The organism is Pedobacter sp. GQ55 (genome assembly GCF_059758925.1).
On the sequence record NZ_JCAXEI010000009.1, the window covers coordinates 1 to 26,453 of the forward strand.

Annotated in this window: 23 protein-coding genes; 12 read left to right on the top strand and 11 right to left on the bottom strand. The window is 37.3% G+C overall.

The window, feature by feature from the left end; genetic code table 11:
- Positions 1 to 160 precede the first annotated feature (160 nt).
- The 11 genes from AC6CH7_RS20310 to AC6CH7_RS20360 all read left to right on the top strand — a co-directional run bounded on the left by AC6CH7_RS20310 (position 161) and on the right by AC6CH7_RS20360 (position 11,497).
- Positions 161 to 574, top strand: coding sequence for a DUF5655 domain-containing protein (locus tag AC6CH7_RS20310; protein WP_498264461.1), 414 nt, complete (start codon positions 161 to 163; stop codon positions 572 to 574).
- 87 nt (positions 575 to 661) lie between these two features.
- Positions 662 to 1,600 (top strand): outer membrane protein assembly factor BamD, encoded by a 939-nt coding sequence (locus AC6CH7_RS20315; RefSeq protein WP_498264462.1) that lies wholly within the window; start codon positions 662 to 664, stop codon positions 1,598 to 1,600.
- Entirely contained in the window at positions 1,600 to 1,926 is a 327-nt protein-coding gene (locus AC6CH7_RS20320; RefSeq protein ID WP_172661099.1) for a DNA-directed RNA polymerase subunit omega, read from the top strand. Before AC6CH7_RS20315 ends, AC6CH7_RS20320 begins: the two co-directional genes overlap by 1 nt.
- Positions 1,927 to 1,967: 41 nt before the next feature.
- Positions 1,968 to 3,161, top strand: coding sequence for a bifunctional phosphopantothenoylcysteine decarboxylase/phosphopantothenate--cysteine ligase CoaBC (gene coaBC / locus AC6CH7_RS20325; RefSeq protein WP_498264463.1), 1,194 nt, complete (start codon positions 1,968 to 1,970; stop codon positions 3,159 to 3,161).
- A 2-nt stretch (positions 3,162 to 3,163) separates the two neighbouring features.
- Complete coding sequence (gene porD / locus AC6CH7_RS20330; RefSeq protein WP_498264464.1) at positions 3,164 to 4,105, top strand: type IX secretion system protein PorD; 942 nt, start codon at positions 3,164 to 3,166, stop codon at positions 4,103 to 4,105.
- 76 nt (positions 4,106 to 4,181) lie between these two features.
- Complete coding sequence (locus AC6CH7_RS20335) at positions 4,182 to 4,562, top strand: BlaI/MecI/CopY family transcriptional regulator (protein WP_498264465.1); 381 nt, start codon at positions 4,182 to 4,184, stop codon at positions 4,560 to 4,562.
- Between the two features lie 27 nt (positions 4,563 to 4,589).
- Positions 4,590 to 6,410, top strand: coding sequence for a M56 family metallopeptidase (locus AC6CH7_RS20340; RefSeq protein WP_498264466.1), 1,821 nt, complete (start codon positions 4,590 to 4,592; stop codon positions 6,408 to 6,410).
- A 133-nt stretch (positions 6,411 to 6,543) separates the two neighbouring features.
- Positions 6,544 to 8,202 carry a DNA repair protein RecN gene (recN, locus tag AC6CH7_RS20345; RefSeq protein WP_498264467.1) on the top strand — a complete coding sequence of 553 codons (1,659 nt, stop codon included), beginning with the start codon at positions 6,544 to 6,546 and terminating at the stop codon, positions 8,200 to 8,202.
- Positions 8,203 to 8,283: 81 nt separating this feature from the next.
- Positions 8,284 to 9,099 (top strand): enoyl-ACP reductase FabI, encoded by an 816-nt coding sequence (locus AC6CH7_RS20350; RefSeq protein WP_498264468.1) that lies wholly within the window; start codon positions 8,284 to 8,286, stop codon positions 9,097 to 9,099.
- Positions 9,100 to 9,116: 17 nt separating this feature from the next.
- Positions 9,117 to 10,352: a carboxypeptidase-like regulatory domain-containing protein gene (locus AC6CH7_RS20355; protein WP_498264469.1), complete on the top strand. Its 1,236-nt coding sequence runs from the start codon at positions 9,117 to 9,119 to the stop codon at positions 10,350 to 10,352.
- 71 nt (positions 10,353 to 10,423) lie between these two features.
- Positions 10,424 to 11,497: a PA0069 family radical SAM protein gene (locus AC6CH7_RS20360; protein ID WP_498264470.1), complete on the top strand. Its 1,074-nt coding sequence runs from the start codon at positions 10,424 to 10,426 to the stop codon at positions 11,495 to 11,497.
- 4 nt (positions 11,498 to 11,501) lie between these two features.
- Here the strand turns inward: AC6CH7_RS20360 and AC6CH7_RS20365 are convergent, their stop codons facing one another.
- The 6 genes from AC6CH7_RS20365 to AC6CH7_RS20390 all read right to left on the bottom strand — a co-directional run bounded on the left by AC6CH7_RS20365 (position 11,502) and on the right by AC6CH7_RS20390 (position 20,111).
- Entirely contained in the window at positions 11,502 to 12,440 is a 939-nt protein-coding gene (locus AC6CH7_RS20365; protein ID WP_498264471.1) for a hydroxypyruvate isomerase family protein, read from the bottom strand.
- Positions 12,441 to 12,478: 38 nt separating this feature from the next.
- A complete protein-coding gene (locus AC6CH7_RS20370) occupies positions 12,479 to 13,486 on the bottom strand; it encodes an FAD:protein FMN transferase (RefSeq protein ID WP_498264472.1) in 1,008 nt (335 codons plus the stop codon).
- Between the two features lie 14 nt (positions 13,487 to 13,500).
- Positions 13,501 to 14,826: a Gfo/Idh/MocA family protein gene (locus tag AC6CH7_RS20375; protein ID WP_498264473.1), complete on the bottom strand. Its 1,326-nt coding sequence runs from the start codon at positions 14,824 to 14,826 to the stop codon at positions 13,501 to 13,503.
- Between the two features lie 43 nt (positions 14,827 to 14,869).
- A complete protein-coding gene (locus AC6CH7_RS20380) occupies positions 14,870 to 15,838 on the bottom strand; it encodes a formylglycine-generating enzyme family protein (RefSeq protein WP_498264474.1) in 969 nt (322 codons plus the stop codon).
- A gap of 211 nt (positions 15,839 to 16,049) precedes the next feature.
- Positions 16,050 to 18,590, bottom strand: coding sequence for an ATP-dependent Clp protease ATP-binding subunit (locus tag AC6CH7_RS20385; protein WP_498264475.1), 2,541 nt, complete (start codon positions 18,588 to 18,590; stop codon positions 16,050 to 16,052).
- 366 nt (positions 18,591 to 18,956) lie between these two features.
- Entirely contained in the window at positions 18,957 to 20,111 is a 1,155-nt protein-coding gene (locus tag AC6CH7_RS20390; protein WP_498264476.1) for a lactonase family protein, read from the bottom strand.
- A gap of 156 nt (positions 20,112 to 20,267) precedes the next feature.
- On the opposite strand from AC6CH7_RS20390, the gene ettA reads away from it, so the two are divergent.
- A complete protein-coding gene (ettA, locus tag AC6CH7_RS20395) occupies positions 20,268 to 21,947 on the top strand; it encodes an energy-dependent translational throttle protein EttA (RefSeq protein WP_498264477.1) in 1,680 nt (559 codons plus the stop codon).
- 44 nt (positions 21,948 to 21,991) lie between these two features.
- Here the strand turns inward: ettA and AC6CH7_RS20400 are convergent, their stop codons facing one another.
- The 5 genes from AC6CH7_RS20400 to AC6CH7_RS20420 form a co-directional block, all read right to left on the bottom strand.
- A complete protein-coding gene (locus AC6CH7_RS20400) occupies positions 21,992 to 22,912 on the bottom strand; it encodes a TIM barrel protein (RefSeq protein ID WP_498264478.1) in 921 nt (306 codons plus the stop codon).
- An 89-nt stretch (positions 22,913 to 23,001) separates the two neighbouring features.
- Positions 23,002 to 23,820 carry an alpha/beta hydrolase gene (locus tag AC6CH7_RS20405; RefSeq protein WP_498264479.1) on the bottom strand — a complete coding sequence of 273 codons (819 nt, stop codon included), beginning with the start codon at positions 23,818 to 23,820 and terminating at the stop codon, positions 23,002 to 23,004.
- 3 nt (positions 23,821 to 23,823) lie between these two features.
- Positions 23,824 to 24,696, bottom strand: a complete 873-nt coding sequence (locus AC6CH7_RS20410) for an ROK family protein (RefSeq protein WP_498264480.1) — start codon at positions 24,694 to 24,696, stop codon at positions 23,824 to 23,826.
- A gap of 152 nt (positions 24,697 to 24,848) precedes the next feature.
- Positions 24,849 to 25,076, bottom strand: a complete 228-nt coding sequence (locus AC6CH7_RS20415; protein ID WP_498264481.1) for a DUF1456 family protein — start codon at positions 25,074 to 25,076, stop codon at positions 24,849 to 24,851.
- A gap of 45 nt (positions 25,077 to 25,121) precedes the next feature.
- The gene (locus AC6CH7_RS20420; protein ID WP_498264482.1) at positions 25,122 to 26,429 is read right to left on the bottom strand and encodes a DEAD/DEAH box helicase; all 1,308 of its coding nucleotides are present in this window, start codon (positions 26,427 to 26,429) and stop codon (positions 25,122 to 25,124) included.
- Positions 26,430 to 26,453 lie beyond the last annotated feature (24 nt).

Genomic DNA, 26,453 nt, shown 5'->3' on the forward strand with positions numbered 1-26,453 from the left:
CAATACACCATCGCCTGTCACCTCACATCAGAAAGTCTTACAAACGACAAAAGGTCGTTCAGAATCATTTCAAAGTCGTTGAAAAATATACAGCAACTCCTAAAATGTACCCCAATAAGCAATAATCAAGCAAGAAAAATCAGAACCACCTAAACGAAAAATGAATTATCTTTATAGATTGGCACCAATACAATATGCTATTATGGATAACAACAAATCATTGTCAGCATTCCTTCAAGGAAAATCATCTTCCTCGATTGATCTTTTCAATCACTTTGTTTCATGTTACCAACAATTAGGCGAGGTGAAATTCCATGCTACCAAAACAATGATAGCTTTCTCATCCCGCATCAACTTCGCTTACGTTATACAGTTTGGCAAAAACTTTATTGATGTTGTATTTCCATTTAAACAACCATATGAAGACAATATGTGTTTTCGAAAAATAAAGCTTGTTCCGGGGAGTGATGACTACAACCACCACCTTCGAATATATTACAAAGAAGACATAAATGACGAGGTGCTAAAGTATATGTCTATGGCTTATAAAAATGAAAACGTTAAATTATGTTAAGCACTTGACAGGATGAATGCCTTTACATAGCTTAGCGTCCTATTATTTTTAATTGACGGTATCGTATTATTAACTTATCTTTGCAGAATGTTTAAAATTAAACACGTATTATTATTAAGTTTCACCATTATAGCCCTTACTATTGCTGGTTGTAAAAGTCAGTTTGAGAAGATCAGACTGAGCAACGACGTTGCAAAAAAGTACCAGGAGGCCATGCGGCTATATAACAAAAAGAATTATTCTAAGGCATTGATCTTATTCGAAGACTTGTCTCAAAAATACAGGGGAAGAGCTGAAGCCGAGGAATTGAATTACTACTACGCACTAACTCTCTTTAAACTAAGAGATTACACAACTGCAAGATATCAATTCAAATCATTTGCAGATAGCTATCCAACTAGTAAATACGCGGAAGAGTGTAGATATATGAGCGCCTACTGCTATTATCTGGACTCTCCAAGACCCAGCTTAGATCAGGAAAATACCTATAAAGCTATTGATGCATTACAGCTCTTTATTAACTTCTATCCAAAAAGCGAACGTGCTGTAGAGGCAGCAAAATACATCGGTATTCTGCGTACTAAACTTGAAGACAAAGCATATGCAAATGCAAAAATGTATTATGAAATAGGTGGTAATGGTGGTGAAGCATCTAACTACAGGGCCGCTGTTATTGCACTAAAAAATGCACAAATCGATTATCCCGATATTAAATATTCAGAGGAAATGGATTTGTTAATGATCAAATCACAGTACGCTTTTGCTAAAAATAGCATTGAGGATCGTCAGGAAGATCGTTTCTCAGAAGCAATTACTTATGCCAATGAATTTGCAGAAGCGCACCCTGAAAGTAAATACTTAAAGGAAGCAAATGCCTTAAAGAAAGATAGTGAATCTGGAATAGAAAGTGCTAAACGCTTTATAGCTGAACGCCTTGCTAATTATGAAAAATATAAATCTCAATTAACGAAAGAATCTAAAAGAGATAGTTCTGCAATTAATACAATTAAAACCCCCAACAGATAATGAGTACGAATAAACCCGCAATACCAAATACTACGGTTACTAGAAATGTTAATGATCTGGATCAAAAAACCGGAAACATCTATGAGTCTTTAGTAATTATTTCTAAAAGGGCTAATCAGATTTCTAATAACATGAAAGAAGAGCTTCACGGCAAATTAGCTGAGTTTGCATCTTCTAATGATAATCTTGAAGAGATTTTTGAGAACAGGGAGCAAATTGAGATCAGCAAGCACTATGAGCGTTTACCAAAACCTTCATTAATTGCTATTGACGAATTTCTGAACGACAAAATTTATTACAGAAATCCTGCTAAAGAGCAACAATAATATCGCGCATAGGTATTAAACTGCATCAATGCATTAAAACCATGCTAAAAGATAAAAATATTATTCTAGGCGTTTGCGGCAGCATTGCAGCATACAAATCAGCAACCCTGGTAAGGCTACTGGTAAAGGCTGGCGCAAACGTCAAAGTAATTCTCACTGCAGATGCGGCAAACTTCATCACTCCGCTCACGCTCGCAACACTATCAAAACATCCTGTTTACACCCAATACTTTGAAGAAGAAACCGGAGTTTGGAGTAATCATGTAGAATTAGGCCTCTGGGCCGATTACATGCTCGTTGCACCGGCAAGTGCAAATACATTAGCAAAAATGGCTACCGGCCTGTGCGACAACCTACTAACTGCAGTTTACCTTTCGGCAAAGTGCCCTGTTTTAGTTGCACCGGCAATGGATCTGGATATGTGGAAGCATGAAGCCACTCAAACCAATATAGATAAACTATTGTCATACGGCAATCTCCTCATTTCTCCCGGGAAAGGGGAATTAGCAAGCGGCCTATATGGTGAAGGAAGAATGGCTGAACCTGAGGAAATCGTTTCATTTCTATTGGAAACAATAAGTGAAGACCTTCCATTACTAGGAAAAAAAGTCCTTGTAACAGCAGGACCTACTTATGAAGCTATAGATCCTGTACGCTTTATAGGAAACCATTCTTCCGGCAAAATGGGGTTTACTATTGCAGACCAGTTTTCTCGTTTAGGTGCTGAAGTAACATTAATTACAGGACCAACAGCTGAAAAGAGCTCACAACAGCTCAAAAGAATAGATGTTGTAAGTGCTGCTCAAATGCTAACTGCATGTCAAAAAGAGTTCCCTAACGTACAAATTATGGTAATGAGTGCTGCCGTTGCTGATTATACACCAGTAACTACAGCTAGTCAGAAAATAAAAAAAACCAGCGGCGAGTTCAACCTGGAGTTAAAAAAGACTGAAGATATTCTGGCTACTTTAGGCAGACTGAAGACAGAAAATCAAATACTTGTTGGCTTTGCTTTAGAAACTGAAAATGAGGAAGAACATGCAAAGGACAAACTTACGAGGAAAAATCTTGATCTCATTATCCTTAATTCCTTAAATGACAAAGGCGCAGGTTTTAAGATGGATACCAATAAAATAACTATCTTTAATAAAGCATTTGAGAAGACAGTTTTTGAAATGAAATCAAAAACTGAGGTTGCCAAAGACATTTGCAATGAAATTTTAAAGCTTGTTTAAGCATGAAAAAACGCTACTTACTTATCTTACTTTTCCTTTTTATTTGCCAGACCTTTGTTAATGCTCAGGAATTAAATGCAAGAGTTCAGGTGCAGGCTCCTACTATCCCTAATATGGACAGAAGAAACCTGGAAGTTCTTGAAACTACCATAAGGGAGTTCTTAAATAATAATAAGTGGACTAACGAAAATTACAGCCCACAGGAGCGTATTGAATGCAATTTTGTAATCACTATAACTGACTGGGATGGCAGTGCTGCCTATAAAGCGGAGGCACAGCTTCAATCTAGCAGACCGGTTTACGCATCAGCCTATAATAGTACGCTGCTTAATCTAAGTGATAAAGATTTCGATTTCAACTATGCTGAAGGTCAGTCATTAGATTTCTCCGATCAAACTTATATTTCCAATCTTAGCTCTCTACTAAGTTACTACGCCTATACCATTATTGGCTTAGATAAAGATAGTTTTAGTCACCTTGGCGGCACTCCTTTCTATAAGAGGGCCTCTACCATTCTAAACAACGCTCAGGTATCTGGCAATAAAGGCTGGAAAGCCTTTGATGGGTTACGTAACCGCTACTGGCTAAATGAAAATCTACTTAATAAAACCTTTGAAGAACTTAGAGTATTTATTTACGACTATCATTTTAATGGGCTTGATCGCTTGCAAGAAAATACCGGCCGTGGAGTAAAAAAAATGATAACCCTGCTTAGTGGATTAAAGCAAATGGACAAACAGAAATTAGGTTCTATTTTTCCAAACTTCTACTTTTCTACGAAAGCAGATGAGGTTGTAAATGTCTTTTCTATTCCTACCGGAGATGCCTCTGATCGTATAAAAGCATACAACCTGCTTGTGCAAATTGATCCTGCCAACATCAATAAATACGAAACGCTCAATCAGGCAATTGCCCCTCTTAATCAAGGTCTTAAAAACAATTAAAAAAAATGTTAGAAATATTTTTTTTATACGAATACATTCGTACATTTGAATACGAAACAATTCGTATAAACAAAATATGGCAACATCAATAAACCTTAAGCCTACAGAAAGCGAACTAGAGATCTTACAGATATTGTGGGAAAAGGGTAATTGTACGGTTAGAGACGTTCATCAGATTTTGGAGAAAAGCAAAGACTCTGGTTATACCACTACGCTTAAACTAATGCAGATTATGCACGAGAAAGGACTTGTTAAACGCGACACCTCTTCTAAAACCCATATTTATACTGCACTTCTCAATCAGCAAAAAACAGAACAGCACCTGGTAAATAAAATGATCGATAATGTTTTTAATGGATCGGCGGCGAGATTAGTAATGCAAGCGCTTGGAAACCACACCGCAAGCAAAGATGAAATTGATTCGATAAAAAAATATCTTGATGAATTAAGTAAGTAATAAACCTAAAGAACCAAATATAAACGCATGGAAGCAATAGTAAACAACCTGATTAAAGCTACCGGATGGAGCATCTTCCACTCTCTATGGCAAGGCGCCATCATTTATGGCATATTGGTAGCTGTTACAAGTGCATTTCCTAAAATAGATGCAAAAATTAAGCACAATATGGCCTATGGAGCATTGTGCCTTATATTTCTGGGGTTCTGTATTACATTCTTTACCCTGTTTAAACTTCCGGTAAATAGTGTTGCGATTGCATCTAATCAAATTTCCAATGTACAGCAATCAGAATACCTTCTTCACTTACCTCAGAATATGAGTAGCATAACAGAGAACTTTTTCCCTTATCTGGTTAGCATTTATAGTATTGGCATATTGTTTCAGCTGTTCATCCTGGGTATAGGCTATAAGAAATTACTAGATTTAAAATGGGCTGATCGTACTTCTGTTCCTGCTTCATGGCTTCCAATTTTTGAAACTATGGTGAGTAAATTAAATCTTCGCCAAAATATTGAATTCTACTTATCTTCCAGAGTAAACGTTCCACTAGTTATCGGTTATTTAAAACCAGTGGTATTATTTCCAATTGCTTTGGCATCTCAGCTTGATATAAAACAAGTTGAAGCAATATTAATTCATGAGCTTTCGCATATACGAAGAAACGATTATCTATTAAATTTAATAAAAACCGGTATTGAAACCATACTCTTCTTTAACCCATTTGTATGGCTGGGCGGCCGACTGATCAATATAGAACGTGAACATGCTTGTGACGATCTTGTTTTAAAATTTACTGGCAGCCCACTAACCTATGCACATGCACTTTTAAAACTTGAAATATTAAAAAACAAAACCACTCCTGCCCTTTCAATGGCAGCAACTGGAAAAGATCAACATTTGTATCAACGCATTAAAAGAATTACGGACATGAAAACCAATTATATGAATGCCAAACAGCAGATTTTGGCCATAACCTTAACAATAGCTACCATAATATCCTTAGCCTGGATTAGTCCTGCAAAAAAAGCTCCTGCTATAAATAAGGCCGACCAACATAGCAAAAAAGTTGATATTGAAGGAATAGCTATAAAATCAAAAATGCAGACACTATTAGCACCGGTTGCTAACGAGGACTGCGATAATGACCTTGTAAAAACAGATACCACAAAGAAAAAAAACAAGTTCAAAATTGTTACCGTTGATGCTAAAGGAAATAAAAAAGAATATAACTCGCTTAAAGAAATGCCTGATAGTTTAAGACAGGAAGTAGTTAATGAATCATTTATGAATGATTTTAAGTTCGATTACAAGTTTAATCTTGACTCGGTAACAAAAGTAAGCATGGCCTATATAAAATCGCCTGAATTTCAACAACAGATAAAAGACGTTAAAAAAAATGCTGCAGAAATGGCTAAGCATTTCACTTCTCCTGAATGGAAAAAACAACAGGCAGAGATTCAGCAAAAAGCCATTGAAATGAGCAATCATATAAACTCAAAAGAGTTCAAACAACAGCAAGAAATGGCATTTAAAATTGCTCAGGATATGCGCAAGAAATTTGATTCGCCAGAATGGAAAAAGCAACAAGCCGATATTCAGAAAAATGCTGTAGAAATGAGCAAAAAGTTTAATTCTGATGAGTGGAAAAAACAACAGGCAGAGATGAAGAAAAACATTGATCTGATGCGTGAAAAGATAAATTCTCCTGAATTTAAAAAACATATTGAGGAGATGAAAGAGCTACAAAACTCACCTGAGTATAAAGAGCTGAAAAGAAAATTTGACAATGGAATTGATAGCATTAAAAAGAAAAAAGGAATTAAAACAGATATAGACCTGAATTGATCAAACACAGATCATACGAATTATTAAATCACACAATAAAATTAGATTGAGGGCAGAAGAGAAATCTTCTGCTTTTTTTTGTTTGCAAGAATAAACATCCATTGATTAAGTTTTCATAATTTAGCAGCGTAATATGCTACAAAAACTTTCTATTCGTAACTATGCTTTAATAGATAGTGTTGATTTGGAACTTAACAAAGGTTTAAATATCATCACTGGCGAAACAGGTGCCGGTAAGTCTATCATGCTTGGCGCACTTTCCCTTATATTGGGCCAGCGTGCCGAAACTAAGTATTTCTTTAATCAGGATAAAAAATGTATTATCGAGGGGCAATTTCTGCTGAGCGACACTTCATTGCAATCTCTTTTCGAAGAAAACGATATTGACTTTTATAACGAAAGTATTTTAAGGAGGGAAATATCCACAGATGGAAAGTCAAGAGCCTTTATTAACGATACTCCCGTTACCCTTATTGTAATGAAGCAAGTTGGCGAGAAACTCATTGACATACACTCTCAGCATGCTACACTAGAAGTAAACGACCCTGGCTTTCAGCTGCTAGTGGTAGATACTTTGGCAAATCATCAATCTTTGTTAGCCCAATACCGTGAGCAATATAAAGTTTATAAAAAAGCGCAGCAACAATTATCCACCTTACAGGAAGCCGCTGCCGAAGCCCGCAGTAGACAAGACTACGAACAGTTCCTTTTCAATGAATTGGAAACCGCAGCCTTAAAGTCCGGTGAGCAGGAACAGCTTGAAACTGAATTACAAATGCTTAGCAATGCTGAAAGCATCAAAAGAAGCCTTTTAAATAGTCAGAATATACTGAGCGAACAGGAAACAGCTGTGTTACCTCTATTAAAAGAGGTTATCAATCAGCTGCAAAGCATTGAGAAATTTAATCCTGACTATGCTACTTTAAACGAACGCCTAAGGTCTTCACTTATAGAAATTAAAGACATTGCTCAGGAAACTGTAGCATTTGAAGAAGGAATAATTTTTAACCCTTCCAGAATTGAGGAAATTAATGCACGTTTAGACATCATTTATAATCTCCAGCAAAAACACAGGGTAAATTCTATTGAAGAATTGCTGGCTATTGAAGCGCAATTATCACAAAATCTAAGTGAGCTATTAAGCGGAGATGAAGAGATTGAACGACTTGCAAAAGAAATAGCCTTGATGAAGGAAGATCTGGAGCGCAAAGCAACCGAACTATCGGCAAATAGAAGCAAATCTATAACCAATACAGAAGATCAGGTAGCTAAGGTGCTTAATCAGGTTGGCATGCCTAATGCTAAAATTAAAATTGAACAGAATGTACTTCCTGAATTGAATAAGGACGGAAAAGACAATATCACCTTACTATTCTCTGCCAATAGCGGACAGGCGCCTGCTCCTGTAGGTAAAGTTGCCTCCGGAGGAGAGCTATCCAGACTGATGCTGGCTATTAAGTCGATCATGGCCAAGCATACCTCATTACCTACCTTAATATTTGACGAAATCGACACAGGTATTTCAGGAGAGACAGCCGTTCGGGTAGGTAATGTAATTGGAGATCTGGAACGGAATATGCAGGTAATATGCATTACTCACCTACCTCAAATTGCAGCAAAAGGTGATGCTCATTATTTTGTTTATAAAAATGAAGAGACTGAGCGTACCACAACAGGTATTAGAAAATTAAATCCTGAAGATAGAATAAAGGCAATTGCTGAAATGCTTAGTGGTAAAGACCCTGGTGCATCGGCGCTCAAGAATGCTCAGGAGCTGCTTGGTTTTAACTAATCTTTAACAATAACCGCCACACATATCTTTTAGATTTTTATTACTTTCGATAAATCATAAGAAGAACCAAAATAAAAAGATATGTATAACTTACTAAAAGGTAAACGTGGTATCATTACTGGAGCATTAGATCAAAATTCAATAGCATGGAAAGTTGCTGAAAAAGCACATGAAGAAGGTGCTGAATTTGTTTTAACCAATGCTCCCATTGCCATGAGAATGGGTGAGATTAATGCTTTGGCAAAAAAGACAGGTTCTCAGATTATTCCTGCTGATGCAACCAGTGTAGATGAGCTTACAAACCTGTTTACCCAGTCACAAGAAATATTAGGCGGTAAAATAGACTTTATGCTGCATTCAATTGGCATGAGTGTAAACATCCGTAAAAAAATCCCTTACACTGAACTAAACTACGACTATTATCAAAAAGGCATAGATGTTTCTGCACTCTCATTTCACAAAATGCTTGCTGTAGCCAAAAAACTTGATGCGATAAATGAAGGTGGCAGTGTTGTGGCTCTAACCTATATGGCAGCTCAACGAACCTATCCGTTCTACACAGACATGGCAGATATTAAAGCAATGCTTGAATCAATTGCCCGCAGTTTTGGCTATCATTACGGCCTGGAGAAAAAAGTTCGTATCAATACAGTTTCTCAATCGCCAACTAAAACCACTGCCGGAGCAGGAATTAAAGGCTTTGGCGACTTCTATGATTATGCAAATGCCATAGCTCCATTGGGCAATGCCGATGCTGAATCGTGTGCAGATTACTGTGTTACTCTTTTTTCTGACTTAACCCGCATGGTTACCATGCAGAACCTTTTCCATGATGGAGGGTATTCATCAACAGGCGTTAGCGATATCGTTATGCAGAAAATGGGATTAGAAGAATAACCCGTTAGTTTATAATTATGATCCGTCGACTATCATTAGCCATTTCCCTAATATGTTTTTCTATTACTGTTTGTGCACAAAATTCATATTCAATTAGTGGTGTTGTCAGAGATCAGAAAGAAACTTTACCTGGTGCAGGCATTTACATTAGTGGCTATAAAATAGCTACGGCAGCCGATAACAATGGCCGCTTTAAAATAAACAACCTGCAACCAGGAAATTACGATATCCTTGTTCAAATGGTAGGGTATCTGCCCTATTCCAAAAATGTTGTCATTTCCGATAAATCAGTAGAGGTAGAACTAACCCTTAAAGAGAATACAGTTCAGTTAAATGAAGTAGTAATTCGTGCAGATCCTAACAGGGCCAAATACATTGAACAGTTTAAAGAGTTCTTTATTGGTAAATCGCCAAATGCTGCCCAGTGTAAAATACTAAACCCTCAGGTCCTTAATATTGATTATGATGTCAGCAAAAGCTTGCTTACTGTAAAAACAGATGAGTTTTTAATAGTTGAAAATAAAGCTTTAGGATATCGCTTAAAATATATGCTGGATAATTTTGAGTACAATTCCAGAACACGCATAATTTATTATTCCGGACATCCATTTTTTGAAGAACTAAGGGCTTCATCATCACGAAGAAAAAAATATACTATAAATCGCGAAATTGCATATTATGGTTCTTCTCAACACTTCTTTAAATCTCTTTATCAAAACAAAACTAAAGAAGAAGGCTTCATCATTAACAAAATGATTAAAGTTCCTAATCCTAACCGTTACCCTGATAAGGTAATAAATGAGAAATTAACCAAACTGAGAACCATTCCGCCAAAGACTGGTATCTTTAAAACCGCTGCTAAAATAGACACAGCACAAGTTAATTTTTGGCAAAAGCAGCAAGATATGCCTAAATATCTTGATAAACTTGACCGTACAGAAGTGCTTCCAGACACGCTGGTTCACTATTACAACCAGAATTTAAAGCTACTCGACTATACTGATGCACTTTGTGTGATATACACAAAGGAAAAGGAATCCTTAGCTTATTCCAAAACCGGATTTTGGATTTTCCGACCATTGGATTTGCCGAATTATGAAATCTCTGTAGCCAATTTGATGAACGGACCAGTCCGATTCTATGAGAACGGGGGTATTCACGATTCGAGATCCTTTTTATACGAAGGCTATTGGGCTTATGAGAAAATAGCGGATATGGTACCTATGGACTACATACCTCTAAAGCGCAAATAAAGATTACATCCCCCTCAAAAAAGTGAACAACTTCTTTTTAATAATACTAATATTTTTAGTAATTTTAATTAATGATATTAGACAAAGAAACACCGGACAATTACCATAAAGGAAGAGGAGCTCAGTTTAACCCTCATAATCGCTTTGCTAAAAATGATTATGTAAAGGAACATGATGAAGGAATTGACGAATGGGAAGAAGAGGATCAAAAGACCACTTTCATTTTTGGCAAATCAAAATCTATTGTAAACAAAGTAGATAGTCCTGATGTAGGTATGCTCTACTCTCTAAACCCTTATCAGGGATGTGAACACGGTTGCACCTATTGCTATGCACGAAACGCGCATGAATACTGGGGATTTAGTGCCGGATTAGATTTTGAACGCAAAATCATAGTAAAAACGGACGCCCCTGTTCTGTTCAAAAAGTTCCTGGAGCGCAAAGGATGGGATGCATCTACTATCTCATTATCTGGCAATACGGACTGCTATCAACCCGCAGAAAGACGCTTCAAAATAACGCGTCAGCTTTTAGAAATTGCTTTGGATTATAAACAACCCATTGGGATGATCACAAAAAATGCGCTCATACTTCGTGACCTGGATATTCTGCAGGAAATGGCTAAACTTAATTTGTGCATGGTATATGTTTCGATTAATAGCTTAAATGAAAAGCTCCGTTCAAAAATGGAACCGAGAACAACTACTGCCAAACAACGATTAAAAATAGTGGAAGAGCTAAGCAAAGCCGGCATTCCTATGGGCGTTATGGTTGCTCCGCTCGTTCCAGGTCTAAGTGATCATGAAATTCCGATTATCCTAAAAACGATTGCCAATTGTGGAGCAATATCAGCGGGTTATACTGTGGTACGACTTAATGGCGCGATTGGAGGGATATTTGAAGACTGGTTGCGCAAAAACTATCCTGACCGCTTTGAGAAGGTGTGGCATATGATTCAGTCCTGTCACGGTGGAAATGTAAACGATAGCAGATTTGGAGATAGAATGAGAGGCGATGGCAATATCGCTCAGTTAATTAGAGATAACTTTAAACTTCATTGTCGGCTGAACCACCTAAACGAGAAAAAGATTGAGTTGAACCCCGGTTTGTTTAAAATCCCCAAAGCTCAACTCGATCTATTTTAAAACGCTAAGAAAGAAAGTTATCTTCTTCTCTATATGCCTGTATTACTCTGAGTTCACCTTCTTTTCCTGGCTTTGAATTGCCGTGTTCCATACCCATAACGCCTTTATACCCTTTTTCATAAAGGTGTTTGAATAAGTTCTTGTAGTTAATCTCACCGGTTGTTGGTTCATTTCTTCCAGGATTATCACCTATTTGAATGTAGGCAATCTCATCCCAGCATCTATCAATGTTAACTATTAACTGCCCTTCTGTTTTTTGCATATGATAAATGTCATAAAGAATTTTACATGAAGGGCTCTGCACTGCCTTACAAACAGCATAGGTCTCATGCGTTTGTTGTAAAAATAATTCAGGGGTATCACTTAAAGTCTCTAATACCATTATTAAACCATGAGGTTCAAAAATTTCGGCACCAGCCCTCATCGCATCAATAACATTTGCAAATTGATTTCCATAAGGTAATTTGCGTTCGTAAAATCCCGGAACAACTGTTAACCATTTTGCATTACATCTTTTTGCAGCTTCTACAGACTTTTTACAGGTCTCTACGAATTTATCTTTAAATTCTTTTTTACCCGTTGTTAATGATGTTTTCCAATTATCCCCTCCATCAACAACAAAAACCCCCATTCTCATACCCAATTTGGCAAGCAGGTCTCCTATTTTTGTTTGTTCATCAACTGATCTTCCTAAATAGCCATTGTCCTCAATAGAACGAAAACCCTGATCATGCATAAATCTAATCTGATCCAGAAAGCTATCGCCAGCATTATTCTTAAACATTCCCTGATGGGGAGCATAATCTAGATTAAAAGTTTTACCAGCCAAAGCTGAGCCTTGCCTCATAGTAGTTTTGTCCGCAGCAAGTCCATTTATTGAAGACCCCGCCACAAGCGCACCAGTGGCAACAAAGCTATTTTTTAAAAATTCTATTCTGTTCATATTTTTGGTTTTTGGTTAGGTACTTTTTTAATAGTGAATTAGTTTATTATCATTTTTTTAAATCCTGCCGTTAATGTATCGGCAATACTTCCGTCCTTGCGGTGATAGATAATATACGCTTCCATATTTTTTTTGGTTGCAAAATAAAGTGCTTCATTAACATTCATAGCCATTATAGGGCTATCATATCCATCGGCAGTGATAGCGTCCCTTGCATAAATTGTCACACTAATCAATGTATTATCTAAAGGATAACCCGTTTTAGGATCAATTAGGTGTGCAACCTTCCTGGAGCCTCTTCGTAAATATTTCCGATAATTACCAGCAGTGGTTATTGCTCCATTATTAACACTGATAACATGCCTCACTTCAGGTTCGGCATTTGGTGAGTCCGCAGGTCCCTCAATCCCGATACTCATTGATGCCCCATCAGGTTTCGGTCCTTTTATCCTTAGTTCACCGCCTATTTCTACTACAAAGGATGTGATTCCTTTATTAATTAAATAATCAGCCACTACATCAACACTGTATCCCTGGGCAATTCCATTAAGATCTACATTTATACAAGGCTTTTGTTTTTTAAGGAAATTACCTTTTAAACTCAGGTTATTCATGCCTACGCACTTCAGTAATTCCTTTACCTGAGCACTATCGGGGAATTTATCTATTGGCTTTGAACCAAAGCCCCATGCCTGTACAAGAGGTTCAACAGTTACGTCAAATTTTCCTTTAGTAGCTTTATAAACTTCAAAAGATTTTGCCATTACTTTAGCAAAATGTGGATCTAAAACGCCCCCTTTAGAAGAAGCATTAAACTTATTGATCAAAGAATATGATTTGTATAGCGACATAGATGAATCTATAACCATAAGAATGCTATCTACATTACCCTTAGTTACAATGCTATCCCGAGCAAAATACTTAATGGAATAATCAGTTCCCTGAGCATAACCATGTATAGCATACTGTCGCAGATCTTCCTTCTTAAAAAGAAGAAAAATTTGCGACAGCAGCAATAAAATAAAAGCTTTATTTATAAAAAACATTACGTTAGTAACGTTTATATCACCTTAGTTTGCCCTGGTGTAGGAATTGGGTACAATCCATTAACATCAGGTAATAATTTAGGTTTTGCAGTCCAGCTCAACTCATCAGGAAATAAACTGTTCTCTGCTTTTAAAGCATCGTCCCATTTAATTGTTTTTCCAGAATAGGTTGCATAACGACCAATAATGGCCGTCATACAGCTTTTTGCACCGCGTTCTGCATCCCAGAATTTATATTCGCCCTTAGCAATAGCGGCAAAAAGCTCATCATGCTCAGTTTGATAAGGATTAGGGTTTATTTTTGAACTGTAACTATAGATCAATTTATTTTTAGTGTCATATAATCTTCCTTCATTACCTGCAGATAAGAAAACACGACCTTTAGTTCCATGGAAACTTTCATCAACACGGTTATCAATACCTTCAAAGTGGCGACACTGACTGTTAATTACAGAACCATCTGCATAAGCTAATTCTACAGAGTGGTTATCATAGATCTCACCATAATCTTTTCCAGTTCTCCAAGCACGGCTACCGGTACCCTGAACAGAAACCGGATATGCATCTTTAACCCAGTTTGCAATATCAATATTGTGTACATGTTGCTCCACTATATGATCACCACATAACCAGTTAAAATAGTACCAGTTACGCATTTGGTATTCCATTTCAGTTTGGCTGGCTTCGCGTGGTTTTACCCAAACACCACCGCTGTTCCAATATACCTGACCACCGGTGATATCACCTATAGCCCCATCCTGAATGCGTTTAATAACATCTCTATAGTTATTTTGATATCTACGTTGTAGGCCAACAACAACATTTAATTTCTTAGTTTTCGCAATTTCGGCAGCTGCTAAAACTTTACGGATACCTGGCGAGTCAACAGCCACTGGTTTTTCCATAAATATGTGCTTGCTCTGGTTAACTGCCTCTTCAAAGTGACTAGGTCTGAATCCTGGAGGAGTTGCTAACAAAACAACATCGGCCAGGGCAATTGCTTTTTTATAAGCATCAAAACCTACAAATCTACGTTCTTGAGGAACATCAACTTTTGCTCCAAATTTTTCAGAAATCTCTTTGTATGCACTTTCTAATCTATCGCTAAAAGCATCAGCCATAGCCACCAATTTTAGGTTTTGCTTAGTACTTAATGCCTGAAAAGCAGCACCGGTACCACGACCGCCGCAACCAATTAATGCAATTTTGATGGTGTCATCTACAGATGATTGCGCTCCACCGTTAGCAAAGGCAACTCCATTTAACATAACACCTCCGGCAACTAGAGCCGAAGTTTTTAAAAATTCGCGGCGTTTGTCGCGCAGTTCTTCATTGTTCATTGTACTTTAGGTTTATATATGGTTCTTAGTATGTTTGGTTCTATTAGTAATCTTTAATAGGTGCCTTGCTATAATAAGCATCTATCTCTTCTTTTGATGGAGGTGTTACGGGCCTAACTAACCTCATTCCAACAAAAGGAGCTTCAGGAAACCACCAATTACTTTTTGGAATCTGAGGATCCAGCTGTTTCCAGCTCGGGTCTGATGCTAGTCGGGATGCCGAACGAGCATCTTTAGGTTCATCATTATATGCACCACCTCTTACCGCATTTGGATATAATTTTTCTGGAACAGCAACAGGATCATTTACCTTATCACCTTTTATTGATGCATAAAAATCTGGCAGATATTGATCATAAGTCCACTCTGCAACATTTCCATACATATCATATAATCCCCACGCATTTGGTTTTTTCTGACCAACAACATGAGTTTTACCATCACTGTTTCCGTTAAACCAGGCATAATCACCTAATTTTGAACCGTCGTTTCCAAAAGAATATTCGGTAACAGAACCTGCGCGGCAGGCGTATTCCCATTCAGCTTCAGTAGGAAGCCTGTAAAAGACTCCTGTCCTGGCATAAAGCCATTTACAATACTGAATAGCATTATAATGAGTCATAGCTAGTGCAGGCTGCCCCTCTTTACCCATTCCGAAAGTCATATCCAGATACGGTTTGGTAGGTCTTGTTATTGCATCAACATTTTTTGGAATTGGAGCAGTACTATGTGCTGCTTCGTAATCCTTATACAAAAATGGCTCGTAATTATCCCAGATCACTTCGTAGGTACTCATCCAAAACGGGGCAATTTTCACTTTGTGAACCGGCTGTTCATCAGCATTCCCCTTTTTACTTCCCATCATAAATTCACCACCGGGAATAGCAACCATATCGAACGACAACTTTGTGCCTTCCAATTGTTGTTTATAAGATTCGGGTTTCTCTTGTGCAAGAGTAGTTTGAACAGCAAGAAATGCTAAGGGCACTAACAATGATAATTTCACTTTCATTTATAAAATTTTGATACAACAAATATTTTAACCTAACCTATTTCTTCTCTAAAATAGAGGCAATAATTGATAAACCAAAATCTGCACCCATATAATTTCATAAAATGTGTAATCTAAACACTAAGCTAACCTTATAAAATGGAAATTAGCACAAAAAAAAACGCCTGTCAGATGTTCATCTAACAGGCGTTTCATAGTCACAGGTGGTAGTTTATTCTACGCTTCCCTCTTCTTTTTTCTTTTTCTTACCCGGACTTTTATTTTCTACAACAATAACATCTCCTTCTTTATCATAATCGATTTCCAAAATGTCTCCATCATGAATATCTCCTTTAAGGATTTCTTCAGCGATTGGATCTTCAAGATATTTTTGTATTGCGCGTTTAAGAGGTCTGGCTCCAAAGGCAGAATCAAAACCTTTATCAGCAATAAACTCTTTCGCTTTCTCTGTTAATTTAACTTCGTAACCTAAATTATGTACGCGACCAAATAATGATTTCAATTCTATATCAATGATTTTGAATATTTCCTCTTTTCCTAAAGAATTGAAAACAACCACATCATCAACACGGTTAAGAAACTCAGGAGCAAATGCACGTTTCAAAGCAGTTTCAATAACGCCTCTTGAATGCGCGTCAACCTGGTTTACTTTAGCTGAAGTAGAGAAACCTACTCCTTGTCCGAAATCTTTTAGCTGACGGGCACCAATGTTAGAGGTCATAATGATAATGGTATTTCTAAAATCCACTTTACGACCTAAACTATCTGTAAGCTGTCCTTCATCAAGCACCTGCAATAAGATATTGAATACATCCGGGTGAGCTTTTTCAATCTCATCCAAAAGAATTACTGCATAAGGCTTACGTCTAACTTTTTCAGTTAACTGACCACCTTCTTCATAACCCACATATCCTGGAGGCGCTCCCACTAAACGTGATACCGCAAATTTCTCCATGTACTCACTCATATCAATTTGAATTAGTGAATCATCACTATCAAACATAAAACGGGCAAGTTCCTTAGCTAATTCAGTTTTACCAACACCTGTCGGGCCTAAGAAAATAAATGAACCAATTGGTTTTTTAGGATCTTTTAATCCGGCTCTGGTACGTTGAATTGCCTTAGTCAATTTTTTGATGGCATCATCCTGACCGATAATTTTCTGTCCAACAGTCTCATACATATTCAATAGCTTAATGCTATCAGTTTGTCCAACACGTTGTAACGGAATACCAGTCATCATAGAAACAACTTCAGCCACGTTATCTTCTGAAACAGTATAACGTTTAGTTTTTGTTTCATTCTCCCATTCAGCCTTAGCACGATCCAACTCCTCTAAAAGATTTTTTTCAGTATCTCTTAATTTGGCTGCTTCTTCGTATTTCTGACTTTTTACAACTTTATTTTTTTCAAGTTTGATCTCTTCGATCTTGTTTTCAATTTCGATGATGTTTTCTGGAACATGAATGTTCGTTAAGTGAACTCTTGAACCGGCCTCATCTAAAGCATCAATAGCTTTATCTGGTAAAAACCTATCAGTAATGTATCTTGATGTTAAGGCCACACAAGCATTAATTGCTTCGTCGGTATAAGTTACGCCGTGGTGATCCTCGTATTTTTCTTTAATACGATTTAATATCTCGATAGTTTCATCTGGTGTAGCAGGCTCAATCATTACCTTTTGGAAACGACGGTCCAATGCACCATCTTTTTCTATATACTGACGGTATTCATCAAGCGTGGTAGCACCAATACATTGTATTTCGCCCCTGGCTAATGCAGGTTTAAACATATTCGATGCATCTAGTGAACCAGAAGCACCACCTGCGCCTACAATTGTATGAATCTCATCAATAAACAAAATTACATCAGTAGATTTTTCAAGCTCGTTCATCACTGCTTTCATACGTTCTTCAAACTGCCCACGGTATTTAGTACCTGCAACTAAAGAAGCAAGGTCTAAAGTAACTACACGTTTGTTGAAAAGAACTCTTGATACCTTGCGTTGAACAATTCTCAAGGCCAATCCTTCAGCGATAGCTGATTTACCAACACCCGGCTCACCAATTAAAATTGGATTGTTTTTTTTACGACGAGATAAGATCTGAGACACACGCTCAATTTCTTTTTCACGACCAACAATTGGGTCTAGTCTTCCTTCCTCAGCAGCTTTTGTTAAATCTCTTCCAAAATTATCCAAAACCGGAGTTTTAGATTTTATGTCAGAAACTTTTTTAGGGCTACTAAAGCTCTCTTCCTCGCGGTAATCTTCATCACCGCCTGTTGATGCACTATTTTGAGTTTCGTCTTTGAATCCGTTTTTATTCACTTCAACCTCCTGCTTAAAGATTTCGTAATTAACGTTGTATTGTAATAAAATCTGCGAGGCAATATTGTCATCATCACGAAGGATAGACAACAATAAATGCTCAGTTCCTATCAAATCGCTTTTAAAGATTTTTGCCTCCAGATATGTTATCTTAAGAACCTTTTCAGCTTGTTTGGTTAAAGGAATGTTGCCCAGATTTACTGTTACACTTGAGGTACCTCTCACGGAATCCTCAATTGAGCGGCGAAGTTTTGAAGTATCAACTCCTAATGATTTCAATATCTTAATAGCCATACCATCGCCTTCGCGAATAAGGCCTAACAAAAGATGTTCTGCGCCTATGTAATCGTGACCTAATCTCAGGGCTTCTTCCCTGCTAAAAGAAATCACGTCTTTTACTTGTGGAGAAAATTTAGCTTCCATATATACCTTTCTAAAATCCGGAATGCTCTAAACTATAAAAATTGTTTAATAAAAAGCATCCCTGATTTTTTTATTTTATCAACAATTACGCCATTGACTATTAATTAGATGTTGGAACTGCCGTAATTTCATAAATGTTACCAATCTTTGACTAATTCATTTACGCTTAATTTTCAATATTTCCACATATAGCTATAGGTCAGAAACGCTTATTTATCTGTTTTAAACAGATCCAGATCACTTTGTCGTATAAATGTAATGATTTTTATGCAATTATATTACCTGTCAAAACTGGATATTATCAATAAAAAAACTACCAAAATGGCAGACTTTTGCCAGATCAAATAAAATGGCCACCTTATCCTCTTATTCTACCGGAACCAACTTTAAACACACAGGTTGTCCTACTTCTATTTTATTGGATGTTAGTGTCAATTTTCCGGTTGCCTTGTTTATTTTATAAGCTGTAACACTATTAGCATCTTGAGCTGCAACCAGCATGAAATTTCCAGATGGTGTTATCAAAAAGTTTCTTGGCGTCTTATCAACATCGTATCGTTCCACAAAGGTTAGCCGACCATTCTTTTTGTTGATAGCGTAAGCCACTATATTGTTCGCATTCCCTCTATTCGACGCATATAGAAACAAACCATCAGGCGATACATGTATATCTGCGGCACTATTTTCATTAAATGTTTCGGGCATCATATGAACGCTTTGTAAAAAGGTTAGCTTACCGTTATTAAAGCTGTATACGTTAACAACCGCCGTCATTTCCTGCACGAGGTACAGGTATTTTTGATCAGGAGAGAAATCCATATGACGAGGACCATTACCAGGCTGCACACTTTCAAAAGCAGGCTTAGCCGGCGTTAAGGGACTTTTTTTGCTCCTATCATAATTATAAATGTTTACCTTATCTGTTCCAAGGTCTGCATAGAACAGAATTTTCTCGTTCTTTGATAGTAAAGCCGAATGTACATGCGGGCCCTCCTGTCTTAATTTATTGGCGCTCCCTCCCTCATTTTGTATACTTTGCGATGCCTGCGCTAAAGAGCCATCGCCATTTATGGGCAAAACAGTTAAACTACCACTCCCATAATTAGACACAAATACATTTTTACCATCCCGATCTATAGTAACATGGGCTGGCCCCACGCCTGAAGACGATTGTTTATTGATAAATTCCAGTTTACCCGTTGAACGATCAAATTTAAATGAACTTACCTCTCCTACTTTGTTCGAATTAACTGCATAAACAAACTTAAGATCATTGCTTATTGTTAAAAAAGCAGGATTTTCTACACCGTCGATCTGGTTTAAATAGGTCATTTTACCACTTTCATCATTAAATCGATAAACCAATATACCCTTGCTTTCATTAGTTCGGGTATAAGTACCAATCAGCAGATCAAATGTTTTAGAGGGAATACTTGTTTTCTGAGAAAGGCCAATCAGAGGCAGCAACAACATAGCCAGGAAAGGGACAGCCTGTTTTCTGTATTTTTTGAAACAATTCATTTACTTAATTTTACTACTATAGGTGAATTTAGCGATCTAAAAAACTGGTTAATGTAAACATATAAAAAATCTTTGACTGGTGTTTTCTTATCTTTGCTCTAAATAGGGGCCAATATGTCCTTTTTTCACTAAAAACTATACTAACAAGAAACATCGATGTCAGACGAGAAAATAATATTTTCAATGGCCGGGGTAAATAAGATTTACCCCCCTCAGAAACAGGTTTTAAAGAACATATACCTCTCCTTTTTTTATGGCGCAAAAATAGGTGTTATTGGTCTAAATGGATCCGGAAAATCATCGGTTTTGAAGATCATTGCTGGTATTGACAAAGCTTTTCAAGGCGAAGTTGTTTTCTCTCCGGGCTACACTGTAGGTTATCTTGCGCAGGAGCCGGAACTGGATGAAAACAAAACAGTTAGAGAGGTTGTTGAAGAGGGTGTAGCTGAAATTACCGCCATCCTTAAAGAATACGAGTCTATCAATGAGCAGTTTGGCCTACCAGAAGTTTATGAAGATGCTGATGCAATGGACAAACTAATGGCCAAGCAGGGTGAGCTTCAGGATAAAATTGATGCCGTAAATGCATGGGAGCTGGATAACAAACTAGAGCGTGCAATGGATGCACTTCGTTGTCCAGATCCGGATACAAAAATTTCAGTACTATCGGGTGGAGAGAGAAGACGTGTGGCCATGTGTCGTTTACTCCTTCAGGAGCCAGATGTTTTATTACTAGATGAGCCTACCAATCACCTTGATGCTGAAAGTATCGACTGGTTAGAGCAGTTTTTAAAAGAATACAAAGGAACTGTAATTGCAGTAACCCACGATAGGTATTTCCTTGATAACGTTGCCGGATGGATTCTTGAATTAGACAGAGGTGAAGGTATTCCATGGAAAGGAAACTACTCATCATGGTTAGATCAAAAGGCTAAACGTTTAGCACAGGAAGAAAAAACGGAGAGCAAACGTCAGAAAACTCTTGAAAGAGAGCTTGAGTGGGTACGTATGGCACCAAAAGCGCGTCATGCTAAATCTAAAGCACGTCTATCAAACTATGACAAGCTGGCATCAGAAGATTCAAGAGAAAGAGAAGACAAATTGGAATTGTTTATTCCGCCTGGTCCAAGATTAGGAAATGTAGTTATTGAGGCCAACAATGTTACCAAAGCCTATGGTGATAAATTGTTATTTGAGAATCTGAGTTTCTCTTTACCACCTGCCGGTATAGTAGGTATTATTGGCCCGAATGGTGCAGGTAAAACAACATTGTTCCGCCTAATTACTCAACAGGAAACTCCTGATACCGGAACATTCCGTGTTGGAGAAACTGTTTCACTTGGTTATGTAGATCAAATGCACAATGACCTTGACCCTGCCAAAACGGTATATGAAAATATTACTGATGGCTTAGATAATATCCAATTGGGTAACAAAGCGGTAAATGGCCGTGCATATGTTTCTAAATTCAACTTTAATGGTGGTGATCAGCAAAAGAAAGTTGGCATTTTATCTGGTGGAGAGCGTAACCGGGTGCATTTAGCCATTACTTTAAAGAAAGGTGCAAACGTATTGTTACTGGATGAGCCAACCAATGATATTGACGTAAATACTTTACGTGCATTAGAAGAAGCGTTGGAAAATTTTGGTGGCTGTGCAGTTGTAATCAGTCACGATCGTTGGTTCTTAGACCGTATCTGTACACACATTTTAGCCTTTGAAGGAAACTCTCAAGTTTACTTCTTTGAAGGTAACTACAGCGATTACGAGGAAAACCGTAAAAAACGCCTGGGCGATGTAACTCCTCATCGAATTAGGTACAAAAAGTTAGTATAATCCTCTTTTAACAAAACAGGCCGGTAATACCGGCCTGTTTTGTTTTATTTATATTGCTTTTGTATTCTTAACAACAGCTCTTTCGTTTTTTTAATTCCCTCATCTTCCGACAAGCCATCACCTTCATATTCAATTCCCACAATACCACTCCATTTTGCATCCTTAATAATTTTAAACATGCGATCGTAGTCGATATCTTTTTCATCACCCTTTTCATTGAAATTAAAGGTTTTCGCACTAATTCCTTTTGCAAATGGAACCAAATCAGTTACTCCCTGATACATGTCGTACATTCTATCTGCACTTATCTTAAAATTACCAAAATCAGGTAAAGTTCCACAATAAGGACTATTAACCTGTTTCATTACATCCGACAACCATTTTCCATCAGAAGAGTACCCTCCATGATTTTCAACTATAATATTGATTTTATTTTGCTTACCATATTCAGTAAGCCTGCCTAAACCATCAACCACTGCAGTTTTCACATCTTGTTCAGATCCATTTCCTGCGGCATTAACCCGAATCGTTTTACAATCAAGCACCTTGGCTGCATCCACCCATTTATAGTGATTTTCAATAGCCTTTGCACGCGCTTTTTCATCAAGATTACCCAATTCACCTTCTCCGTCTATCATGATCAGATGGTTTTGAATTCCCTCATTTTGAGTTATGCTTTTTAATTCCTTCAGGTACGCCGGATCAGTTTCTTTTTTATTAAAAAATGGACTTACATACTCAACTATATCAATGCCGAAATCTTTTTTAGCTTTTATAGGGAACTCAAGGTTTGTTAGCTTACCGCCAAACAATGATTTATGCAATGACCACTGAGCTAAAGATATACTGAAAAATTCTTTTTTAGGGAGCGCCAGTGCGTCAAACGGAATTAAAGAGGAAAGTCCTGCAGCTGCAGACAACATTCCTAAATCTTTGAGAAAACTTCTGCGATCTGTTGTATTCATGTTCTTATTTATAAAGGGTAACTATCGGTTTTGTCCTTCTAAAATAGGAATAATTCCAGCAGATCTCACTCGTTATTTATAAAAACGCATTATTTTTTTGTGAACTGATTATTGAAGAACATCAGTTGAAATCCGATCGCATTTTTCCAGTAATCCCAGTTATGAGATCCTGGCCTGATGGTAAAATCATGCGGTATGTTACTGTATTGCAGTTTTTCATGCAATTTGATGTTCACATTGTAAAAGAAATCTTCAGAACCGCAATCGATAATTAAAGCAAGTTTGTTAGGAACTAGCAGATAGGTTAGATCGATAACAGAATTTGCTTTCCAGCGTTCAGAATACTTATCTTCAGGCCCAAGGCGCTTGGCTATATCCCAGTTCAATGGGAAAGGTTTAATGTCTACACCACCACTCATACTACCCGCAGCTCCAAATATGTCCTGATGTTTAAAGGCTAAGTATAGTGCACCATGGCCACCCATACTTAAACCTGTGATTGCACGACCTTTTCTATCTTTTATGGTCTTGTATCTTTGATCTACCCAATTAACCAGTTCAGTAGCTACATAAGTTTCATATTTCCAGGCAGGGTCTTCAGGACTATCAAAATACCAACTGGTAACATTTCCATCGGGGCATACAATGATCATCTGATAATGATCTGCATATTCTTTAATTGCCGGCACCTTATTTACCCAACCGGAATACGCATCTCCTGCTCCGTGCAGTAAATAAACTGCCGGATACGTCTTGCTTTCATTATAACCCTCGGGAGTAATTACAACAGCCTTAATATTTTTCTTCATTGCAGCGCTATATGTCGATACCGTATCAACCTTAGCTGCAAAAACTGGTTCAGCACTTAAAAATACAAAGATGCCGATGAGAAAACTCCATTTTTTCATTTCCTAATTACTTATCCAGGTACATGCAGCACCAACAAGAGCAGCGTCTTCCCACATTTCACTTTGCTTTATTACCACGGTTTTATTAACTAATTTTTCCTGCAATTTAGTAATAAAATGATCCCATGTTTTGGCAATGTTTCCACCAATTACCAACACCTGTGGATTTTCATCCGCAATAAAATCATTTAAGAAAGCCGCCAGGTTTGTAGAAAATTCTTCAAATAATTGTTCTTTTACTGACTCATCTGCCGTAGCAAGCAATTCTTCAACATTTTTCGCTTCTTTTCCGGTTAGCTTTTTATAGTGTTTTAAGAACCATCTGGTTGATATGTATTCTTCAGCAATACTGTCTTGAAAAGGAGCAAATGCTAAGTTCATATCCGTTACCCGACCATTGCAATTACTTGTTGAGCCAAGGCCTGTGCCTAATGTTATTCCTATTGCTCTTTCAAAATCTGAAGCAGCACCTGATGCAAGTTCACCTCTTAAAAATGCTTCTGCATCATTTATAAAAACAATATGCTCACCTGGAATACCTAATTTTTCAGACAAAATGGTGCGGATATTTAGTCCATATAATGAATCATATTTCTGCATACCTTTCATCAAAGAAATACCTTCCTGATAATCAAAGGGTCCGGGCATGGCTATTCCAATTCTTATCGTCTCATCAGAAGATTTTAAAATTAGTGAAGAAAGCGCATCTACCCATGATTGGATAATTACTTCAGCGCTGTCCATTGATGCCACGCGTAAACGTTGCATAGAACTATCAATAACTTTATATGTTGAGCAATCTACGTGTGCTGCAGTGATGTGAGAGCCACCTATGTCGACCCCAATAAAGGGAAGTTTAGAGGTTTTAGTATTCATTTATTTAGGTCTATTTGGTTAACAATAGAATTGATTTGATTCTATAACTCAAATAAAGGCATTTAAACCGTTTTAGCAAAATTTATTTGCAATTTTTTATTGCTTACATATCGGCAGAATGTTAATATATCGAAGATGACTAAAAATATAATTTATTTCACCGGTCTTGGTCCACGTTTGTAAATAACGAGTCCATTTAAAAAATTACGAAGAATCTGATCGCCACAAGGCTTAAAATTTGGATGATCATCACTTCTAAAAAACGAGCCCAATTCACTCTTGGTGATCTTAAAGTTTACTAATTCCATGATCTTAATAATGTCATCATTAGTTAGTGCAAGTGCTACACGCAACTTTTTAAAAATATCGTTATTGCTCATATGTTGAGTTTTATATAGTAAATGCTTTAGATGCTCTTGGTTCCATTACATTGCCACTTCGATCTTAACCTTTTTTCCTTTAATCTTCTCATTAGCCAAAGATTTTAGAATTCGGTTAATCATACTGCGCTTCACTGCAACGTATGACGACTGATCTTTAACTTCAATCAATCCCACATCTTCCTTTTGTAAACCGCCTTTTTTAAGTAACAAGCCCACGATATCAATTTTATTTACTTTATCTTTTTTACCGGCAGCAATGTATAAGGTTTGCCATTCGCTATCGCTTGGCAAGACAAAATTACCTTTTAAATTTTCAGTTTCTATATCAGCTTTTAAAAATGGGTACTTTTCATCATCAGCAACAATAAGATATGCGCTACCTTTGGCATTCATTCTGGCTGTACGCCCGTTACGATGTAAAAATGCATCTTCTGTATATGGCAATTGGTAGTGGATGATACATTGCACTTCAGGAATATCTAAGCCGCGTGATGCGAGATCAGTAGTGATAAGGATCTTTATACTTCCATTCCTGAACTTCAACAAAGCCCTCTCTCTCTCATCTTGCTCCATTCCACCATGAAATATATCATGTGCCAGATCTTTGTCGATCAATAAATCGCTAATGCGGTCAACCGTTTCTCTATGGTTACAAAAAATCAAAGTATTTGTATTCCCGATTTTGCAAATCAGTTTTAACAGGGTATCTAACTTATCTTCGGCTGTAGTAAGTACTTTTTTAAGCTTTAAATCGGGAACAATTTTAACATCCTTTAGAAAGTTAATCTCTGTAGGGTTACTAACACCAGCAAAGCCAGGGATCTCTTCCATAGCTGTTGCCGAGGTAAGTAAACGTTGCTTTAAAGAAAGCAGCTTATGGATGATATACGACATGTCCTCCTGGAAGCCAAATTCGAGGGCTTTATCGAATTCATCCAATACAAGTGTACTTATAGTAGATTCATCAAAATTTTCATGACGGAGGTGATAAGCTATCCGACCTGGTGTACCAATAAGTACTGCAGGTGGTTGCTCCAGATTATTTCGTTCGGTTCTTACCGGATGACCGCCATAACAGCAATTCACCTTAAAACCTGTGGCCATCTGTTTAAAAACAGTTTCAATTTGCAATGCAAGTTCTCGTGAAGGGACAAGCACTAAAGCCTGCACACCCTTAACTTCGGCTTTTAGGTTGTTTAGAATAGGCAATAAAAACCCAATTGTTTTACCTGAACCTGTTGGAGCCAGCAAAACTACATCCCCACCCTTTTTCCATGCAGCAACAGATGCCTGCTGCATTTCATTCAGTGAAGCTATTTTTAAATTTTCCAATACCTTTTCTACCATCATGGCGCAAAGATAGCGGAATTAAGG

Coding starts and splice junctions, on each gene's coding strand:
- AC6CH7_RS20310 (WP_498264461.1), top strand. CDS start 161: ATGAATTATCTTTATAGATTGGCACCAATACAATATGCTATTATGGAT.
- AC6CH7_RS20315 (WP_498264462.1), top strand. CDS start 662: ATGTTTAAAATTAAACACGTATTATTATTAAGTTTCACCATTATAGCC.
- AC6CH7_RS20320 (WP_172661099.1), top strand. CDS start 1,600: ATGAGTACGAATAAACCCGCAATACCAAATACTACGGTTACTAGAAAT.
- coaBC (WP_498264463.1), top strand. CDS start 1,968: ATGCTAAAAGATAAAAATATTATTCTAGGCGTTTGCGGCAGCATTGCA.
- porD (WP_498264464.1), top strand. CDS start 3,164: ATGAAAAAACGCTACTTACTTATCTTACTTTTCCTTTTTATTTGCCAG.
- AC6CH7_RS20335 (WP_498264465.1), top strand. CDS start 4,182: ATGGCAACATCAATAAACCTTAAGCCTACAGAAAGCGAACTAGAGATC.
- AC6CH7_RS20340 (WP_498264466.1), top strand. CDS start 4,590: ATGGAAGCAATAGTAAACAACCTGATTAAAGCTACCGGATGGAGCATC.
- recN (WP_498264467.1), top strand. CDS start 6,544: ATGCTACAAAAACTTTCTATTCGTAACTATGCTTTAATAGATAGTGTT.
- AC6CH7_RS20350 (WP_498264468.1), top strand. CDS start 8,284: ATGTATAACTTACTAAAAGGTAAACGTGGTATCATTACTGGAGCATTA.
- AC6CH7_RS20355 (WP_498264469.1), top strand. CDS start 9,117: ATGATCCGTCGACTATCATTAGCCATTTCCCTAATATGTTTTTCTATT.
- AC6CH7_RS20360 (WP_498264470.1), top strand. CDS start 10,424: ATGATATTAGACAAAGAAACACCGGACAATTACCATAAAGGAAGAGGA.
- AC6CH7_RS20365 (WP_498264471.1), bottom strand. CDS start 12,440: ATGAACAGAATAGAATTTTTAAAAAATAGCTTTGTTGCCACTGGTGCG.
- AC6CH7_RS20370 (WP_498264472.1), bottom strand. CDS start 13,486: ATGTTTTTTATAAATAAAGCTTTTATTTTATTGCTGCTGTCGCAAATT.
- AC6CH7_RS20375 (WP_498264473.1), bottom strand. CDS start 14,826: ATGAACAATGAAGAACTGCGCGACAAACGCCGCGAATTTTTAAAAACT.
- AC6CH7_RS20380 (WP_498264474.1), bottom strand. CDS start 15,838: ATGAAAGTGAAATTATCATTGTTAGTGCCCTTAGCATTTCTTGCTGTT.
- AC6CH7_RS20385 (WP_498264475.1), bottom strand. CDS start 18,590: ATGGAAGCTAAATTTTCTCCACAAGTAAAAGACGTGATTTCTTTTAGC.
- AC6CH7_RS20390 (WP_498264476.1), bottom strand. CDS start 20,111: ATGAATTGTTTCAAAAAATACAGAAAACAGGCTGTCCCTTTCCTGGCT.
- ettA (WP_498264477.1), top strand. CDS start 20,268: ATGTCAGACGAGAAAATAATATTTTCAATGGCCGGGGTAAATAAGATT.
- AC6CH7_RS20400 (WP_498264478.1), bottom strand. CDS start 22,912: ATGAATACAACAGATCGCAGAAGTTTTCTCAAAGATTTAGGAATGTTG.
- AC6CH7_RS20405 (WP_498264479.1), bottom strand. CDS start 23,820: ATGAAAAAATGGAGTTTTCTCATCGGCATCTTTGTATTTTTAAGTGCT.
- AC6CH7_RS20410 (WP_498264480.1), bottom strand. CDS start 24,696: ATGAATACTAAAACCTCTAAACTTCCCTTTATTGGGGTCGACATAGGT.
- AC6CH7_RS20415 (WP_498264481.1), bottom strand. CDS start 25,076: ATGAGCAATAACGATATTTTTAAAAAGTTGCGTGTAGCACTTGCACTA.
- AC6CH7_RS20420 (WP_498264482.1), bottom strand. CDS start 26,429: ATGATGGTAGAAAAGGTATTGGAAAATTTAAAAATAGCTTCACTGAAT.